The 16,144-nt window shown below is 62.6% G+C and carries 16 protein-coding genes and 1 pseudogene; 4 read left to right on the top strand and 13 right to left on the bottom strand.

Annotated features, from left to right (window positions below; translation table 11 throughout):
* Window positions 1-204 precede the first annotated feature (204 nt).
* From AC0V8S_RS07115 to AC0V8S_RS07085, 7 genes are all read right to left on the bottom strand, one after another.
* Window positions 205-1,323 (bottom strand): branched-chain amino acid ABC transporter substrate-binding protein, encoded by a 1,119-nt coding sequence (locus tag AC0V8S_RS07115; RefSeq protein ID WP_095201098.1) that lies wholly within the window; start codon window positions 1,321-1,323, stop codon window positions 205-207.
* Between the two features lie 137 nt (window positions 1,324-1,460).
* A complete protein-coding gene (locus AC0V8S_RS07110; RefSeq protein WP_183464039.1) occupies window positions 1,461-1,808 on the bottom strand; it encodes a DUF6867 family protein in 348 nt (115 codons plus the stop codon).
* Between the two features lie 112 nt (window positions 1,809-1,920).
* Window positions 1,921-2,649 (bottom strand): ABC transporter ATP-binding protein, encoded by a 729-nt coding sequence (locus AC0V8S_RS07105; RefSeq protein ID WP_183464041.1) that lies wholly within the window; start codon window positions 2,647-2,649, stop codon window positions 1,921-1,923.
* 169 nt (window positions 2,650-2,818) lie between these two features.
* Window positions 2,819-3,769, bottom strand: coding sequence for an ABC transporter ATP-binding protein (locus tag AC0V8S_RS07100; RefSeq protein WP_475437273.1), 951 nt, complete (start codon window positions 3,767-3,769; stop codon window positions 2,819-2,821).
* Window positions 3,769-5,364, bottom strand: coding sequence for a high-affinity branched-chain amino acid ABC transporter permease LivM (gene livM / locus AC0V8S_RS07095; protein WP_475437272.1), 1,596 nt, complete (start codon window positions 5,362-5,364; stop codon window positions 3,769-3,771). The genes AC0V8S_RS07100 and livM overlap by 1 nt, the downstream gene beginning before the upstream one ends.
* A gap of 4 nt (window positions 5,365-5,368) precedes the next feature.
* Window positions 5,369-6,271: a branched-chain amino acid ABC transporter permease gene (locus tag AC0V8S_RS07090; protein WP_095201093.1), complete on the bottom strand. Its 903-nt coding sequence runs from the start codon at window positions 6,269-6,271 to the stop codon at window positions 5,369-5,371.
* A gap of 445 nt (window positions 6,272-6,716) precedes the next feature.
* Window positions 6,717-7,103 carry an ectoine synthase gene (locus tag AC0V8S_RS07085; protein WP_095201092.1) on the bottom strand — a complete coding sequence of 129 codons (387 nt, stop codon included), beginning with the start codon at window positions 7,101-7,103 and terminating at the stop codon, window positions 6,717-6,719.
* 132 nt (window positions 7,104-7,235) lie between these two features.
* Between AC0V8S_RS07085 and AC0V8S_RS07080 the strand changes: the two genes are divergently transcribed.
* Window positions 7,236-8,141 (top strand): LysR substrate-binding domain-containing protein, encoded by a 906-nt coding sequence (locus tag AC0V8S_RS07080; protein ID WP_475437271.1) that lies wholly within the window; start codon window positions 7,236-7,238, stop codon window positions 8,139-8,141.
* Here the strand turns inward: AC0V8S_RS07080 and AC0V8S_RS07075 are convergent.
* From AC0V8S_RS07075 to AC0V8S_RS07065, 3 genes and pseudogenes are all read right to left on the bottom strand, one after another.
* A pseudogene (locus AC0V8S_RS07075) lies at window positions 8,134-9,134 on the bottom strand (4-hydroxyproline epimerase). The gene AC0V8S_RS07080 and the pseudogene AC0V8S_RS07075 sit on opposite strands and share 8 nt — an antisense overlap.
* A 17-nt stretch (window positions 9,135-9,151) precedes the next feature.
* Window positions 9,152-10,465, bottom strand: a complete 1,314-nt coding sequence (locus AC0V8S_RS07070) for an NAD(P)/FAD-dependent oxidoreductase (RefSeq protein WP_475437270.1) — start codon at window positions 10,463-10,465, stop codon at window positions 9,152-9,154.
* Between the two features lie 14 nt (window positions 10,466-10,479).
* The gene (locus AC0V8S_RS07065) at window positions 10,480-11,415 is read right to left on the bottom strand and encodes a dihydrodipicolinate synthase family protein (RefSeq protein ID WP_475437269.1); all 936 of its coding nucleotides are present in this window, start codon (window positions 11,413-11,415) and stop codon (window positions 10,480-10,482) included.
* Between the two features lie 69 nt (window positions 11,416-11,484).
* On the opposite strand from AC0V8S_RS07065, the gene AC0V8S_RS07060 reads away from it, so the two are divergent.
* Window positions 11,485-12,177 (top strand): GntR family transcriptional regulator, encoded by a 693-nt coding sequence (locus AC0V8S_RS07060; RefSeq protein ID WP_475437268.1) that lies wholly within the window; start codon window positions 11,485-11,487, stop codon window positions 12,175-12,177.
* A 7-nt stretch (window positions 12,178-12,184) separates the two neighbouring features.
* On the opposite strand, the gene AC0V8S_RS07055 is transcribed toward AC0V8S_RS07060, so the two are convergent.
* Together AC0V8S_RS07055 and AC0V8S_RS07050 are read right to left on the bottom strand one after the other, a co-directional pair.
* A complete protein-coding gene (locus tag AC0V8S_RS07055; RefSeq protein ID WP_183464057.1) occupies window positions 12,185-12,496 on the bottom strand; it encodes a hypothetical protein in 312 nt (103 codons plus the stop codon).
* Window positions 12,497-12,725: 229 nt separating this feature from the next.
* Window positions 12,726-13,049 carry a winged helix-turn-helix transcriptional regulator gene (locus AC0V8S_RS07050; RefSeq protein WP_179298008.1) on the bottom strand — a complete coding sequence of 108 codons (324 nt, stop codon included), beginning with the start codon at window positions 13,047-13,049 and terminating at the stop codon, window positions 12,726-12,728.
* Window positions 13,050-13,204: 155 nt separating this feature from the next.
* Here AC0V8S_RS07050 and AC0V8S_RS07045 point away from each other — a divergent pair, with 155 nt between their 5' ends.
* Window positions 13,205-13,534, top strand: a complete 330-nt coding sequence (locus AC0V8S_RS07045) for a nuclear transport factor 2 family protein (RefSeq protein WP_475437267.1) — start codon at window positions 13,205-13,207, stop codon at window positions 13,532-13,534.
* A complete protein-coding gene (locus AC0V8S_RS07040; RefSeq protein ID WP_475437266.1) occupies window positions 13,531-14,331 on the top strand; it encodes an SDR family oxidoreductase in 801 nt (266 codons plus the stop codon). The genes AC0V8S_RS07045 and AC0V8S_RS07040 overlap by 4 nt, the downstream gene beginning before the upstream one ends.
* Window positions 14,332-14,384: 53 nt before the next feature.
* Here AC0V8S_RS07040 and AC0V8S_RS07035 read toward each other — a convergent pair whose 3' ends face one another.
* Window positions 14,385-15,881 (bottom strand): CoA-acylating methylmalonate-semialdehyde dehydrogenase, encoded by a 1,497-nt coding sequence (locus AC0V8S_RS07035; protein WP_095201085.1) that lies wholly within the window; start codon window positions 15,879-15,881, stop codon window positions 14,385-14,387.
* Window positions 15,882-16,144: the final 263 nt, after the last annotated feature.

The raw sequence follows: 16,144 nt of genomic DNA, 5'->3' as shown, positions 1-16,144 counted from the left end.
AATCGAATCTTTGCGACAAAGCCGGTCGCATTCATTCGAACGCGCATAAAAGCGCCGGAGCTGTCGTTCAAGGCGCGATCATTTTCCGGCTAAGCCGCATATCGTCCGGCCTAAAACCGGGGCCGCTTTTGGACGACATGCCGTGAAACGAAAAATGCCCGGCGCGAAGCGCCGGGCATTTCATAGTGATCGATGTCGACAGGCTTACATCTTCTGGATGTAGGTGTACTTGCCGTCGGCGCCCTTCTTCCACTCGTACATGACGTAGCCGGGCAGCGTCGGATCGCCCTTGGCGTCATAGGACAGGTCGCCGAGCACGGTCTTGAACGGGCCGTTCGCATGCAGCGCCTTGGCAACGGCCTGCGGATCGTTCGACTTGGCAGCAGTTGCTGCTTCCGCAAGCGCCTGCACGGCAGCGTAGGCGTAGAGCGTGTAAGCTTCCGGTTCGAAGCCCTGCGCACGGAACTTCTCGACGAGTTCCTTGTTGGCGGGGATCAGGCGCGGATCCGGGCCGAACGTGTTGAGCGTGCCCGCAACCGCGTCGCCCGCGATCGAAGCCAGTTCGTTCGACACGATGCCGTCGCCGGAAATCAGCGTCGCCTTGAGGCCCTGGTCAGCCGCCTGGCGGATGATCAGGCCGGCTTCGGTGTGCAAACCGCCCCAATAGATGATGGTAACGCCGGCTTCCTTCATCTTGGCGATCAGCGCCGAAAAGTCCTTGTCGCCGACATTGATGCCTTCATACATCACTTCCGTGACGCCGGCGGCGTTCATCGCCTTCTTGGTTTCGTCGGCAAGGCCCTGGCCGTAGGTGGTCTTGTCGTGCACGACGGCGATCTTGGCGTCCTTGAAGTTCGCGGCGAGATAGGCGCCGGCAATGCTGCCCTGCTGGTCATCGCGTCCGCAGGTGCGGAACACGTTCCACAGGCCACGCTCGGTGAACTTCGGGTTGGTCGCGGCCGGCGTGATCTCGACGATGTTGTTTTCAGCGTAGACTTCCGAGGCCGGGATCGACACGCCCGAGTTGAAGTGGCCGACCACGAACTTGACGCCGTCGCCGACGAACTTGTTGGCAACCGAGATACCTTGCTTCGGGTCGGAGACGTCGTCGCCGATTTCGAGCTTGATCTGCTCGCCGTTGATGCCGCCCTTGGCATTGATCTCGGCGACGGCCGCTTCGGCGCCCTTCTGCAGCTGTGCGCCGAAGGCCGCATTCGGACCGGTGATCGGACCGGCAACGCCGAACATTACATCAGCCCACGCGCTGCCACCGAACGCGACCAGCGCGGTCAGGGCGACGGCGGACAAAAGTGTCTTTTTCATTTAAACGCTCCCATTAACGGAGTGGGCGTGGATGAAGCTTTCATGCGATGCCCACCCTTATCGCAGAAAGCATAGTTTGCCGATTTTCAGGCACTTGTCACGCCGATTCATCCCTGACGCGGCGTTAATGATGAACGTCAACCCTTTGGTTTCCAGCTCAAGATTGAAGCTCTTTCGTAGAGCCAATTATACTGTGTGACCATCTGGTTTGTTCGTGTGTATTGATAGCCGACGAAGCCCAATATCATCAGCACGATGGTGTCGACGATATAGTAGTGCAGCGAAAACATCGTGCCGCCGAACAGGGCGTGATGGATGAAGCGGATGCCGATGCCGAGACCCAGCAGATAGGCGAACAGCTGGATGAAGCTGCGCCACGTCTGGGCGCTGGCCTTGCCGGTCATCCAGGCCGCCCAGCCGCCGAGCAGGCAGGTGACGAACAAGAACTGCCAGATCGAGGGTTCCTCATAGAGAATGCCCTGCATGATGAAGTCTCCCTAGCATGATCCCGAAAAGGTGCAGACTTTTCGGACAAAGGTCATGCGACAAACAAACAACTTGGAGCGGAATACCGGATGCACACATTCCGCTCCAAACTCAGTGGTGTCCGCCTTCGAGATAGGCGGCGCGCACTTCCGGATTGGCGAGCAGCTCCTTGCCGGTGCCGCTCATCGTCACATTGCCGTTGACCATGACATAACCGCGCGTGGCGAGCTTCAGCGCGCCGAACGCGTTCTGCTCGACCAGGAACACGGTCAGCCCTTGGGTGCGGTTCAACTCGCGGATGGCATCGAATATCTGCTTGACGATCAGTGGCGCAAGGCCCAGCGATGGTTCGTCGAGCAGAAGCAGCTTCGGCCGCGCCATCAGTGCGCGTCCGATCGACAGCATCTGCTGCTCGCCGCCCGACAGCGTGCCGCCGCGCTGGGCGATGCGCTCCTTGAGCCGCGGGAACAGCGCGAACACCTTCTCGACGTCCTCGTCATAGTGCTTGAGGTTGTCCAGGCTGGCGCCCATCTGCAGGTTTTCCATCACCGTCATGCGCGGGAAGATACGGCGACCTTCCGGCGACTGGGCGATGCGCATGCGTGCGATCTCGTGCGTCGGCAACTGGGTAATGTCGGTGCCGGCGAAGGTGATGGTGCCCGCGCGGGCGCGCGGTGCCCCGAAAATGGTCATCATCAGCGTCGATTTGCCGGCGCCGTTGGCGCCGATCAGCGCCACGATCTCACCCTCCTTGACGGTGACATCGACTCCGTTCAGCGCCCGGATGTTGCCGTAGTAGGTTTGCACGCCCTTGATGTCGAGCAGCGTTGTCCCGGCCATTATTTACGCCCTCCACGCGGCTTGGCTGTCGAGGCTTTTCCGGTCGGCTTGGCCGTGGCCCGCTCGGAGGGCTTTCTTGGCAAGTTGGCCTTTGCATCGACCTGCGCCGCCTTCGAAGCACCCTTCGACACGGTGACACGCTCGCCCTCGCTGTGCCCGACGGTGTCGCTCACCGGTCCGGCCAGGTATGACGACGATGTCCCCGGGCCATGCGCGGCATCCGGCCTATGTCGAGCTGCTCGATGACGTCTTCGTCGCCGACTTCGGTCAGCACGGTCTCGACCTCCTCGTCGTCGACGCCGAGATAGGCGGCGATGACGCGCGGATCGGTGCGCACCGACTGCGGGCTGCCGTCGGAGATCTTGCGGCCATATTCCAGAACCACGACATGGTCGGAAATCTGCATGACCACGGACATGTCGTGCTCGATCAGCAGGATTGAGGTGCCCGATGTCTTCTTGATGTCGATCAGCAGTTCATTGAGCGCCGCTGATTCCTTCGGATTGAGGCCGGCTGCCGGCTCGTCGAGGCACAGAAGCTCTGGCCCGGTGCACATTGCGCGTGCGATTTCGAGACGCCGCTGTGCGCCATAGGGCAGGTCGCCGGCCGGATCGTCGGCGCGATCGATAAGATCGGCCTTCTCCAGCCAGTGCCTGGCAAGCTCGATCGATTCGGCCGAAGCCTTGCGGTAGCCGCTGAAGCCGAACAGGCCCAGGATCGTATAGCCCGATGCCTTCATCAGCTTGTTGTGTTGAGCGACCAGCAGGTTCTCCAGCAGCGTCATGCCGGAGAACAGGCGGATGTTCTGGAAGGTGCGCGCCACCTTGGCACGCGCCGGGATCTCATGGTTGGGCAACCGCTCGAGCAGGTAGCTCGTGCCATCGTTCCGGTTGAGCGTGATCATGCCTTCCGACGGCTTGTAGAAGCCGGTGATGCAGTTGAACACGGTGGTCTTGCCGGCGCCATTGGGGCCGATCAGCGCTGTGATCTCGCCGCGCTTGGCGGCGAAGGACAGATCGCCGATGGCGACCAGGCCGCCGAACTTCATCGACAGATGTTGGACCTGGAGGATGGCGTCGTTCATGCCCGGATTGGCTTTCTGAATCGAGTTCGCATTCATCAGCCGTGTCCTTCCTTGGTAAAGGAACCGGAGACGGCCCTTCGCTCTTTCAGGAAAGCGGTCGGTTCGCGACTGCCGACGAAGCCACGCGGCTTCCACAGCATGACGATGACCATGGCCATGCCGAAGAGAAGCATGCGGTAGAGTTCTGGCGTGAAGTCCGGCCCGAAGATCTCCTTGAGGAAGTCGAGTTCGCGCAGCGCCTCGGTGCCGCCGATCATCACCATCGCGGCAACTGCAATGCCGACCAGCGAGCCCATGCCGCCAAGAACGACGATCGCCAGGATGATGGCCGATTCCAGGAAGACGAAGGATTCCGGACTGACGAAGCCTTGCCGCGCGGCGAAGAACGAGCCGGCGAAGCCACCGAACATGGCGCCGGTGGCAAAGGCGGTCAGTTTGGTGGTGGTGGTGTTGATGCCGAGCGAGCGACAGGCGATCTCGTCCTCGCGTAAGGCTTCCCATGCACGGCCGACCGGCAGACGGCGCAGCCTGATGGTGACGAAGGCGGTGAGCAGGCACAGGCCCAGGATCAGGTAGTAGAGGAAGATCTTGTAGTAGGCGCCCGACTGGGCGATGCCCAGCACCTTAGCGATGTAGTTGGGGTCCGACACGTTGAACGACATCAGGCCGAAGAAGCTGACCTTGGGAATGCCGGAAATGCCGGCCGAGCCGTTGGTGACCTCACGCCAGTTGATCAACACCAGGCGGATGATCTCGCCGAAAGCCAGTGTCACGATCGCCAGATAGTCGCCGCGCAGGCGTAGCACGGGGAAGCCGAGCAGCACCCCCCAGAGAGCAGCCATGGCGCCGGCGGCCGGCAACAGGATCCAGAACGACAGGCCGTATTGCGTGGCAAGAAGCGCATAGGCATAGGCGCCAAGCGCATAGAAGGCGACATAGCCGAGGTCGAGCAGGCCGGCGAGGCCGACGACGATGTTCAGGCCCCAGGCCAGCATCACATAGATCAGGATCTGGATGCCGAAATTGTCGACCCATTTCAGCGACCCCTGCAGCCCGCCGGTGATGGACCAGGCGTTCAGCGACAGCACCGCGACCACGAGGATCGGGTACAGCACAAGCGCCGTGATGCCCAATCTGGTGAAGTTGGCATGGATGAAGGCGCGGAAGTAGTAAATCACGCAAGCCAGCACATAGATGATCGCCAGGGCGCGCAGGAATTGCAGATAGCCGGCCGGTTCTGCTCCCACCCATCCGGCGAGCGAGCTGTTGAACACGAACAGCAGCACCGCTACGACAACGGCCGCGACGAACCACGGCAACTGGAAGAATCGTGACGCCACGCTGGCCGGCAACAGGCCGGTGGCAACATTGGTTATCTTCTGGCTGGCCATGAAGGGCTGGCCATAGGCGACATAGAGGAAGCGCCCGACGGCCGTGGCGATCACCACGGCGGCGAGCAGGCCCCAGCGCGTCGTCACGACCAGTTCATTGGACATGTTCTGACCGGTCTTCAGACCGATGAACAGCACGAACAGGCCAAGCGAGATGGCGCCGGCATAGAACCCTTCCTTGAGGGCGCGCTGGACAGGGGTGGCGACGGTGTCGCGCTCGGGAGATACGGTGACGGCCATGATCTCAGACCTTTTCGACTTCTGGCCGGCCCAGAATGCCGGAAGGCAGGAAGATCAGCACGATCGCCAGGATCGAGAACGCCGCGACGTCCTTGTAGTCGATCGAGAAATACGCCGACCACATGCTCTCGATGAAGCCGATCATCAGCCCGCCGAGCACGGCACCCGGCAGTGAGCCGATGCCGCCGAGCACCGCCGCCGTGAAGGCTTTCACACCAGGTGTGAAGCCGTCGGAGAAGGCAACGACGCCGTAATACATCAGGAACAGCGTGCCGGCGACGGCGGCAAGGGCGGCGCCCATGATGAAGGTGATCGAGATGGTGCGGTCGACATCGATGCCGAGCAGCGCCGCCATCTTGCGGTCCTGTTCGCAGGCGCGCTGGGCGCGGCCAAGCGAGGTCCTGTTGACCAGGTACCAGAACAGCGCCAGGAGCAGCGCGGTGACGATGACGATGATGATCTGCTTCAGCGACACGCTGACGCCGTTGATGCTGTAGACTTGGCTGACCATTGGCGGGATCGGCTTGTTGCGCGGGCCTTGCGTCACCTGGACGAAATTCGACAGCGCGATCGACATGCCGATGGCGGTGATCAGCGGCGCCAGCCGGAACGAACCGCGCAGCGGCCGGTAGGCCACCTTCTCGATCGTCCAATTGTAGAGGCTGGTCAGCAGCATCGCCACGATCATCATGATCAGCAGCGCGATGACCACGGGCACCGAATAAAACAGCGCCGTAAGGATGAGGAAAACGATCAGCGCCGAGAAGGCGCCCACCATAAAGATATCGCCATGGGCGAAGTTGATCATGCCGATGATGCCGTAGACCATCGTGTAGCCGATTGCGATCAGCCCATAGATCGATCCCAGCGTCAGCCCATTGATAAGCTGCTGGACAAAGTACTGCATGTGTACATGGCTCCCCTGGAATGTCGCCCATGCAGACGCATTCCTTTTCGTATTTCCCCTAGTCGTAAAGTTTCGAGCCCGGATTGCAACGTGATTTTTTTGACCGCCCCGCGTGTTTCTGATTCACGTCGTTTCGACCGCCCGTTTTTTGCACCCGACCCCTGGACTATCGCGGACCCTATCATTGGCATAACGCAATGTCTTTGACGATTCGGCCGTATCATGCGCCGCGTTTCGAAGAAATCACCGTCAAAATTAGGTGATAAGAAGAATCGTTGCGTTCCTGACACGGTTCGTTTTTTCGCCACACTCCTTTCCCCTAGGTCAGGATTCCTCCTGACCGACCTCAAAGCCATGCTCGAAAGGATCGCGGTCGTCGGTGCGCATCGCATTCAAGCGACTGTGCCTGCCTGGCCGCCGATCAAGGAAAATTGCCCTCTCCGGATCAGTACGCCGATCCCCCGTCCTCGCTCAGCGCATGCCGTTCCGTGCCCTGAAGGGGAGGATTGAAGACACTCACCAGGATCATGTCGCCGGAGGCGTCGGCACGCAGATAGTGGTCGTCATGTTCGTCGAGCACATAGATCGTGCCGGGCTCGATGCGATGCACCGCGCCGGACATGTCTTCGACCTCACCAGCGCCGGCGATGCAATAGCAGGCCTCGAAATGCCGCCGATACTGCAGTCGCGATTCGCTGCCTGCGCGCACGACCGTGTGGCAGACGGTGAAGCCCATGCCGTCCCGCTGCGTCAGCAGGCGGTGGCTGGTGCCATTGCCCCAATCCACGAAGAAGTCAGATTTTTCTACATCAGCCAATTGTCTGGTGAACATGCTTTCTTTCCCTGCAGATCGTGGCCCGAGCCAGGAATGCCAATAGGGCCATGGAATGGATGCAGGAGTGCCGCAATGTGTATGGACATTCAAATGATTGCTTCTCAGCTGATGTGTTAGTAAATTTTACAGATGGACTATATCCCGCTGAATGCCATCCGCGCTTTCGAGGCCGCCGCCGGTCGCTTGAGCTTTTCGGCGGCCGCCGAAGAGCTTCACGTCACGCATCCGGCCATCAGCCACCAGATAAGGCGGCTTGAAGAGTGGCTGGGCGTGCCTCTGTTTCATCGGGACGCGCGCAAAGTACGGCTGACGGATGCCGGCGTGATCCTGCAAGCGTCGGCGAGTGGCGCCCTTGCCGAACTCGGCGCCACATGCCGGCGCGTCCGCCGCAATGCGGCATCAGTGACACTGTCCGTAGGCTGCATACCATCGATCGCCAGCCGCTGGCTGGTTCCTCGCCTGCCGGACTTTACATCAAGCCATCCCGACATCGGCATGCGGGTCGCTTATGCCAAGGCCGAGGACAGGCTCGGAGATGACGAGAACGATGTGCTGATCACGCTCGGAGCCGATCCGACGCCTGGCGTCACCAGCCTCAAGCTGTTTTCACGCCTCAACCGACCGGTGTGCAGTCCGCATTACCTCGCTGGCAGGCAGCAGCTGCGAACAGCTTCGGGTATCGCTGCCGCCGACCTTTTGCATGACGAGAACCGCCAGGGCTGGCGCGAATGGTTCTCCGAGGCCGGCCTTCCCGATGTCGATGTCGGCAACGGCCCCGTCTTCGCCGACTTCAACATTCTCGCAACGGCGGTCATTGCCGGCCACGGCGTCGCGCTTTGTCCGGTCGACGTCTTTCGTGACGAACTGAAGCGCGGCGACCTGGTGGTTCTGTCCGATGTCTCGACCAACCGCGACAAGAGCTATTTTCTGACGATGTCGGTAGATGCCTCATCAGCCGCGCGCACCTTCGCCGACTGGTTTCGCCGGGCGGTCTCGGTCGATGCTGATGATCAGCAGCCTGCCAGGATCACTTGACCACGAAACCATGCGCGAACGGATCGCGGTCGTCGATGAAGATCGTGTTCAGTCCGGTCATGCGCGCCCAGCCGCCGATCGAGGGGATGATCGCCGGTTTGCCCGCCACCGTGACCTCTTTTCGACCTTGCCCTTGAACAGCGAACCGATGATCGATTCATGCACGAAGGCGTCGCCGGCCTTGAGCTTGCCCTTGGCGTGAAGTTGAGCCATGCGCGCCGAGGTGCCGGTGCCGCACGGTGAGCGGTCGATGGCCTTGTCGCCGTAGAAGACCGCATTGCGGGCGTCGGCCCCTTCCACTGTCGGCTTGCCGGTCCACAGCATGTGCGACAGCTTGTTGATGCCGGGATTTTCCGGATGCACGAAGGAATATTTCTCGTTGAGCCGCTGCCGCACCACCGGGCTCCAGGCGATGAAATCGCCTGCGGAATGGTCAGCCATGTCGCGATAGTTCCTCTGCGGCTCGACGATGGCGTAGAAATTGCCGCCATAGGCGACATCGACGGTGATCTCACCGAGCCCGGGACATTCGACGGTCAGGCCCTCGGCATAGAGGAACGACGGCACGTTGGTAATGCGCACCTCCTCGACATACTCGCCGACCTGTTTGTACTCGGCGATAACCAGGCCGGCCGGCGTGTCGAGCCTCAGCACACCTGGCGTCTTCGGCTTGATCAGCCCGTGTTCGATGGCCATCGTCACCGTGCCGATGGTGCCGTGGCCGCACATCGGCAGGCAGCCCGAGGTTTCGATGAACAGGATGGCGATGTCGCAATCCTCGCGCGTCGGCGGGTAGAGGATCGAACCCGACATCACGTCATGGCCGCGCGGCTCGAACATCAGGCCGGTGCGGATCCAGTCATATTCGGCGAGGAAGTGCGCGCGCCGTTCCATCATCGTCGAGCCCTTGAGCAGCGGGCCCCCGCCGGCGACCAGCCGCACCGGATTGCCGCATGTGTGGCCGTCGATGCAGAAGAAGGATTTCTTGGCCATGTCGTTCCTCGAAAAATTCAAAACCGTTGTGGACTGAAGGGGGCGAGATCAACAGACGCAACCTGCCCCAGGACGATTTCCCGGATCAACCGTCCGGTCGCCGCGGCCTGGGTCAGGCCGAGATGGCCATGACCGAAAGCATAGATCACCGGCAGGCTTCCCGACGCCCTGCCGATGACAGGCACCGAATCCGGCAGCGAGGGCCGGTAGCCCATCCATTCGCGACCGCCCGAAGGATCGAGCCCCGGCAGGAATTGCCGCGCCTTCTGCAGTAGCGCCTTCGAGCGGGCAAAATTGGGCGGCCGCTCTATGCCGCCGAGTTCGACGGCACCGCCAACGCGCAGGCCCGTCTCCAGCGGCGTGATGACGAAGCCATGGCCGGAAAAGATCAGCTGCCGCTTCACGTCGAACGCGCTCTTGGGCAAGGTCGTGTTGTAGCCGCGCTCGGTCTCCAGCGGAATGCGGTCGCCAAGCTGCCGCGCCAAAAGGTGCGACCAGGCGCCGGCGGCGACGACAAGCTGCCTGGCCTGCCTGGTCGTGCCGTCAGCCAGGGTCAGCGTCGCACCATCCTGATCCGCCGCGACCCGGTCGATCCTGGCCATTTCAAAGCGGGCGCCCTTGGCCTCGGCGTAGGCCCACACCGCCTTGCCGAGCAGCTTTGGGTCGGCGACCGTCTTCCAGCCCGGCACGAAGGTGCCCTTGATGAAGCGCGGAGACAGCCCCGGCTGCAAACCCGCCAGGCTCTCGCCCTCGATATGGCGAAAGCCGATGCCGAAACGCTCGCGCGCCGACCAGCCCGGCAGCGCGGCGCGGAACTCGGCCTCGCTTTCGTAAAGTTCGAGAGAACCATCCTCGCGCAGCATCGGCCTTGTGCCGGAGCGATCGAGCAGACCCATCCACTCCGCTTCGGCGAGCTTCATCATGCCGGCCTGGGCGGCGAGGCTGGTCTCGTATTTCGCCGCCGCGCCGGCGCGCCAGAAGCGGATCAGCCAGGGCAGCAGCTTCGGCAGGTAGGCGGGCGGAATGCTGAGCGGGCCGAGCGGATCGGCCAGCCATTTCGGCAGGTTCTTGATCATGCCCTTGTGCGCCAGCGGCAGCACATCCGAGAAGGCGAAGGCGGCGGCGTTGCCGGAGCTCGTCTCCTCGCAGATGCCGGTTCGGTCGAAAACCGTAACGTTCCGCCCTGCCTCGGCAAGGAAGGCCGCCGCGCAGATGCCGATGATGCCGCCGCCGATGATGGCGATGTCCTCGCCTTCCCCCCGCGAACGGGGAGAAGGTGCCCCAGTAGCGGAGCGTCGCTCCTGTTCCGGGGATTTGGAATTTCCTGGCACGTCAGTGCTGTCCCTTATTCGGCTGCCACCAGTTCGTCCGCCGATCGAGGAGACGTCTGCAGCGACGGCAGCTTCGGCCGCACCGCCAGCGCATCCCCTATGATCTTCTCCACCGCCTTGCGGCGCTCGCCCGACAGCGGCTGGCGCGGCATGCGCACGCGGTCATTGGTACCAATCGCCAGCACTTCGGCAAGCTTGATGTTTTGGACCAGATAGGTCGAGACATCGAGGTCGAGCAAGGGTCGGAACCAGCGGTAGATAGCGAGCGCCTCCTCGCGGCGGCCCTCTCTCATCAGCTGGAAGATGGCGACGGTCTCGCGCGGGAAGGCGGTGACCAGGCCGGCCACCCAGCCGATGGCGCCGACCGACAGCGCCTCGAAGGCTAGGTTGTCGACACCGGTGAACAGGTCGTAGCGGCTGCCCAGCCGGTTGATGATCTCGGTCGAGCGCCTGATGTCGTCGGAGGATTCCTTGATGGCGACGAAACGCTTGTCCGACGCCAGCTCCTCCATCTGGTCGACCGTGACGTCGACGCGGTAGGCGAGCCGGTTGGAATAGATCATGACCGGCAGGTCGCCGGCCTCGGCGACCGCACGCAGAGCTGCCACGGTCTCTTCCACGTTGGTGTGGTAGATCGGGCTCGGCACCACCATCAGGCCATTGGCGCCTTCTTTGGCGGCGCGCCTGGCGATGCTGGCCGCCTCGCGGGTGCCCGCCTCATTGACCGTCAGCAGCACCGGCTTCTTGCCGGCGACTTTCTGCGCGGTCTTCAGCACCTCGATCTTCTCGTCAGGCGACAGCATCGGCCCTTCGCCGAGCGAGCCGCAGACGATGATGCCGTCGCAACCGGCCTCCATCTGCAGGCTGAAGCAGCGCTCCATCTCGGCATGGTCGAGCCGGTCGTCGGCGGTGAATTTGGTCGTGACGGCGGGGAAAACTCCAGTCCACATAGTCGTGTCTCCATCTGATATATCAGTCGTATATCTGTTAAGAAACCCACTGTCAATGCGGAATCTGTTATGATATATCCCGGATATATCAGGAGATCGCCTTTGATATCCATGGAAGCAACCATGACGTCCGAGCCAGCGGCTGCCAGGGCCTACCGCGTGCTCGAGCATATGATCGTCACGCTGGAACTGGCGCCGGCGAGCTTCGTCACCGAAGGCGCGCTCATCGAAAAGCTGGCGCTCGGCCGCACGCCGGTGCGCGAGGCGATCCAGCGGCTGGCCTGGGAAGGGCTGCTGGATATCCGGCCACGCGCCGGCATCGCGATCGCGCCGCTGCATCCAGGCGACTGGCTGCGCGTGCTCGACGCCCGCCGTGGCGTCGAAGTGGTGCTGGCCCGCTCGGCCGCCCGCTTCGTCACCCGCGAGGCCGCCGACCTGTTTCACGAGGCGGCCCTTGCCATGCAGAAGGCGGTCATCTCGGGCAATGTGCTTGCCTTCATCCAGGCCGACAAGGCGCTCGACGAGGCCCTGGCGCTGGCCGCCGACAACCCGTTCGCCGCCCGGCTGGCCGCCCCCTTGCAGACCCACAGCCGCCGCTTCTGGTTCCGCTACAAGGCGGATACGGGCCTGGCCGAATCAGCCGAGCATCACGTCGCGCTGATCCGCTCTATCCTCGACGGCGACGAGGAGGCAGCCGCCAAGGACGCCAAGCGGCTGATGGCACTGCTGCGCGGCCATGCCGAGGTCGCCGCGACGCGCTGACCGGCGATCAAATCCCTTGCGCCGCGGTGACGGCGGTATTCTCCCACCCGTCACCGGTCGCGAAAATGCAGCTCCGGCCCTGCACGTCAGTCACCAGCATCGACCAGGTCCCACTTGCCGAAACATAGACCTCGACAATGGCGGCCTGGCCAACCACACCGTAGCCGATCTGCTTTTGTTGCAAGGCCTTTGCCAATGCCGCAACGAGGTCACTGTGGCCGCCGCAGATGAATTGCGCCTGTGCCGATAGCGTCGACAGCGCCAGCGCGATGCCGGTCGCGGCTATCCTGATCCATCGAAACGAAAATTTGTGTGCCATCTGGCACCTCCTTCGCCTTCGCGTTCCGGCAAAGGGAGGCACATGAGGCAGCCTCAATATACCGAAACGCTCCAGGCCGGGTTCGACGTCTTCATCACGTCACTCCTTCTGGTTTCCGGTCTGTCGTCAGGGGAACTTTATCATTCCCTGGAATCGATATGGTGAGGCCCCGATCCGAAAACAAGCGGCATTTCGGAGCGCGCGGCGCGTTGCAGGACGACAACCCGCATCAAGCTTCCGCGGGTTCGCGAAGGGCCGCCCATTTCAGCAAGGCATCGAGAGCCGGGCACAGTGCCTGGCCCCAATCGGTCAAGCAGTACTCGACCTTTGGCGGCACCTGGTGGTGCACGATACGGCGAACGATCCCGTCGGCCTCCATCTGTCGCAACTGCTGGATCAGCATTTTCTGCGAGATCGCCGGGATCGCCCGTTCGAGGTCGGAAAAGCGCAGCACCTTGCCGCCGAACAGGTGAAACAGGATCACCAGCTTCCAGCGGCCTTCGAGGATACGCAGCACATTCTCGACGCCGCTTGCCGCCGACAATGGCGTCAGCGTCTCGGGCTTACTTTCGGGCCGAGCCTTACCTTCAGGTAAGTACCTTACTTTTTCGTTGGTTCTTGTCATTTTCCCAGCATATCTCATTTTAGAAGCCGGACAAGCGCCGCCGGCCTCGGCTGGAGGCGGCAACCCGCACCGGAGACGAGACCATGACCGCAACCCTTCCGCAGCCGCTGGCCGATTATTTCGCCGCCAAGAACAGGCATGACATCGACGCCATGCTCGTGCCTTTCTCGTCGGACGCTACGGTCAAGGACGAAGGCGAAACCCATGGGGGTCCGGCCGCCATCCGCGCCTGGATGGAGGAGACGACACGCAAATATCGGGTGACCGTCGAGGTCGCCGACGCGGCGGTCCATGGCGATGCATGGCGGGTTGCCGGCATCGTGTCGGGGAATTTCCCGGGCAGCCCTGCGACGCTTCACTACGTCTTCACGCTGGCCGACAACCGGATCGCCCGACTGGAGATTGGCGCATGACCATCGTTCAGAAATTTGCAATCGACGACCGGGAATTCGCCGGCAAGCGCGTTCTGGTCACCGGCGGTACCAAGGGTGCCGGCGAAGCCATTGTGCGCAGGCTCTCTGCGGCAGGCGCGATCGTTCTCACGACCGCTCGCTCAACGACCGAAGCATACCAGCCGAGGTTGTTCGTGCAGGCCGATGTGAGTACTTTGGCGGGTACCGAAACAGTTGCCGCGGCCATCAGGGAACGGCTTGGCGGCATCGACATCATCGTGCACAGCGTCGGCGGGTCGAAAAGCCCCGGCGGCGGATTTGCCCGACTGACCGATCAGCTCTGGCAGGACGAGCTCAGCCTCAATCTGCTGGCGGCGGTGCGTCTCGATCGCTTGCTTGTCCCGCATATGATCGAGCAAGGCGCAGGCGCGATCGTCCACATATCGTCGATCCAGCGCCGCCTGCCGCTGCACGAATCCACCATCGCCTACGCGGCGGCCAAGGCAGCTCTTTCAACCTACAGCAAGGCGCTGTCGAAGGAGCTCGGCGCCAAAGGCATCCGCGTCAACGCCGTCGCGCCGGGCTGGATCCACACCACCGCTTCGGAAGCCATGGTGAAGCGACTGGCATCCCACTCGGGTTCGGATGAGGCAACCGCCCGCCAGGGCATCATGGATGCGCTGGGCGGCATCCCGATCGGCCGGCCGGCATGGCCGCAGGAGGTTGCAGAACTTGTGGCATTCCTTGTCTCGGACCGAGCGGCATCGATCCACGGCGCCGAATACGTCATCGATGGTGGCACGATTCCAACGGTGTGATGCCGCTTAAAAAATAAGGGCGCGGCCAAAACCGCGCCCTTAACTCGATGAATTCAGTTCATCGTCGGGATGACGAACTCGGCGCCATCCTTGATGCCGGACGGCCAGCGCGAGGTCACCGTCTTGGTCTTGGTGTAGAAGCGGAACGCGTCCGGGCCGTGCTGGTTGAGGTCGCCGAAGGACGACGCCTTCCAGCCGCCGAAGGTGTAATAGGCGATCGGAACCGGGATCGGCACGTTGACGCCGACCATGCCGACCTGGACACGGCTTGCGAAGTCACGCGCGGCGTCGCCGTCGCGGGTGAAGATGGCGACGCCATTGCCCATCTCGTGGTCGTTGGCGAGCTTGATCGCGCTCTCATAGGTCGGCGCGCGCACCACCGAGAGCACCGGCCCGAAGATCTCTTCCTTGTAGATGCGCATGTCCGCCGTCACATTGTCGAACAGGCAGCCGCCCATATAGTAGCCGTCCTCATAGCCCTGCATCTTGAAGCCGCGGCCGTCGACGACGAGCGTGGCGCCTTCCTTGACGCCGGTGTCGACATAGCCCTTCACGCGCTCCAGTGCCTGCGCCGTCACCAGCGGGCCGAAATCGGCGCCCGAATCCGTTGACGGACCGACCTTGAGGCTCTCGACGCGCGGCACCAGCTTTTCCATCAGCCGGTTGGCGGTGTCGTTGCCGACCGGTACAGCCACCGAGATAGCCATGCAGCGCTCGCCAGCCGAGCCGTAGCCGGCGCCGATCAGCGCGTCGACGGTCTGGTCCATGTCGGCGTCGGGCATGATGATCATGTGGTTCTTGGCGCCGCCGAAGCACTGCACGCGCTTGCCCGCCGCGGTGCCGCGCGAATAGATGTAGTGGGCGATCGGCGTCGAGCCGACAAAGCCGACGGCCTTGATGTCGGGATCGTCGAGGATGGCGTCGACGACTTCCTTGTCGCCATTGACGACGTTGAGGATGCCTGCCGGCAGGCCGGCCTCGAGGAACAGTTCGGCGATGCGGATCGGCACGCCCGGGTCACGCTCCGACGGCTTCAGGATGAAGGCATTGCCGCAGGCGATTGCCGGCGCGATCTTCCACAGCGGGATCATCGCGGGGAAGTTGAACGGCGTGATGCCGGCAACGACGCCGAGCGGCTGGCGCATCGAATAGACGTCGATGCCGGGGCCGGCGCCATCGGTGAATTCGCCCTTCATCATATGCGGCGCGCCGATGCAGACCTCGACCACTTCGAGGCCGCGCTGGATGTCGCCCTTGGCGTCGGCGATGGTCTTGCCGTGCTCGCGCGCCAGTATGTCGGCCAGTTCGTCATAGTCGCGGGCGACCAGTTCGAGGAATTTCATCAAGACGCGCACGCGGCGCTGCGGGTTGGTGGCGGCCCATTTCGGCTGCGCCGCCTTGGCATTCTCGACGGCCGCGCGCAGTTCGGCCTGCGAGGCCAGCGCCACCGTGCCGCGCACGGAACCATCCATCGGCTGCATGACGTCCTGCTTGCGGCCGCTGGTGCCGGCGACACGCTTGCCGCCGATGAAATGACCGTATTCGATCATGATGTCTCTCCCTTGTTTGTGATGGGCGCATTGTCCGCCTTTGCAGGGGCGAAGGCAACGTGAGGGAGAACGCAACCGTTGTGCGCAGAATAGACAACAGCCATCGACTGTGCATTAATTGTCGCAAATGCCATCCCAGGAACGCTCAACGTTGAGCTTCGTCACGCCTGTCCTGCCGGACCCAGCCTTCACCCTCCCCCTTGTGGGGAGGGTCGGCGAGCGGTCGGAGCGAAGCGGAGATCGTTCGACGGGGTGGGGGTCTG

It is taken from the genome of Mesorhizobium oxytropidicola (assembly GCF_056174625.1).
This window is presented reverse-complemented; position numbering and strand designations above follow the sequence as displayed.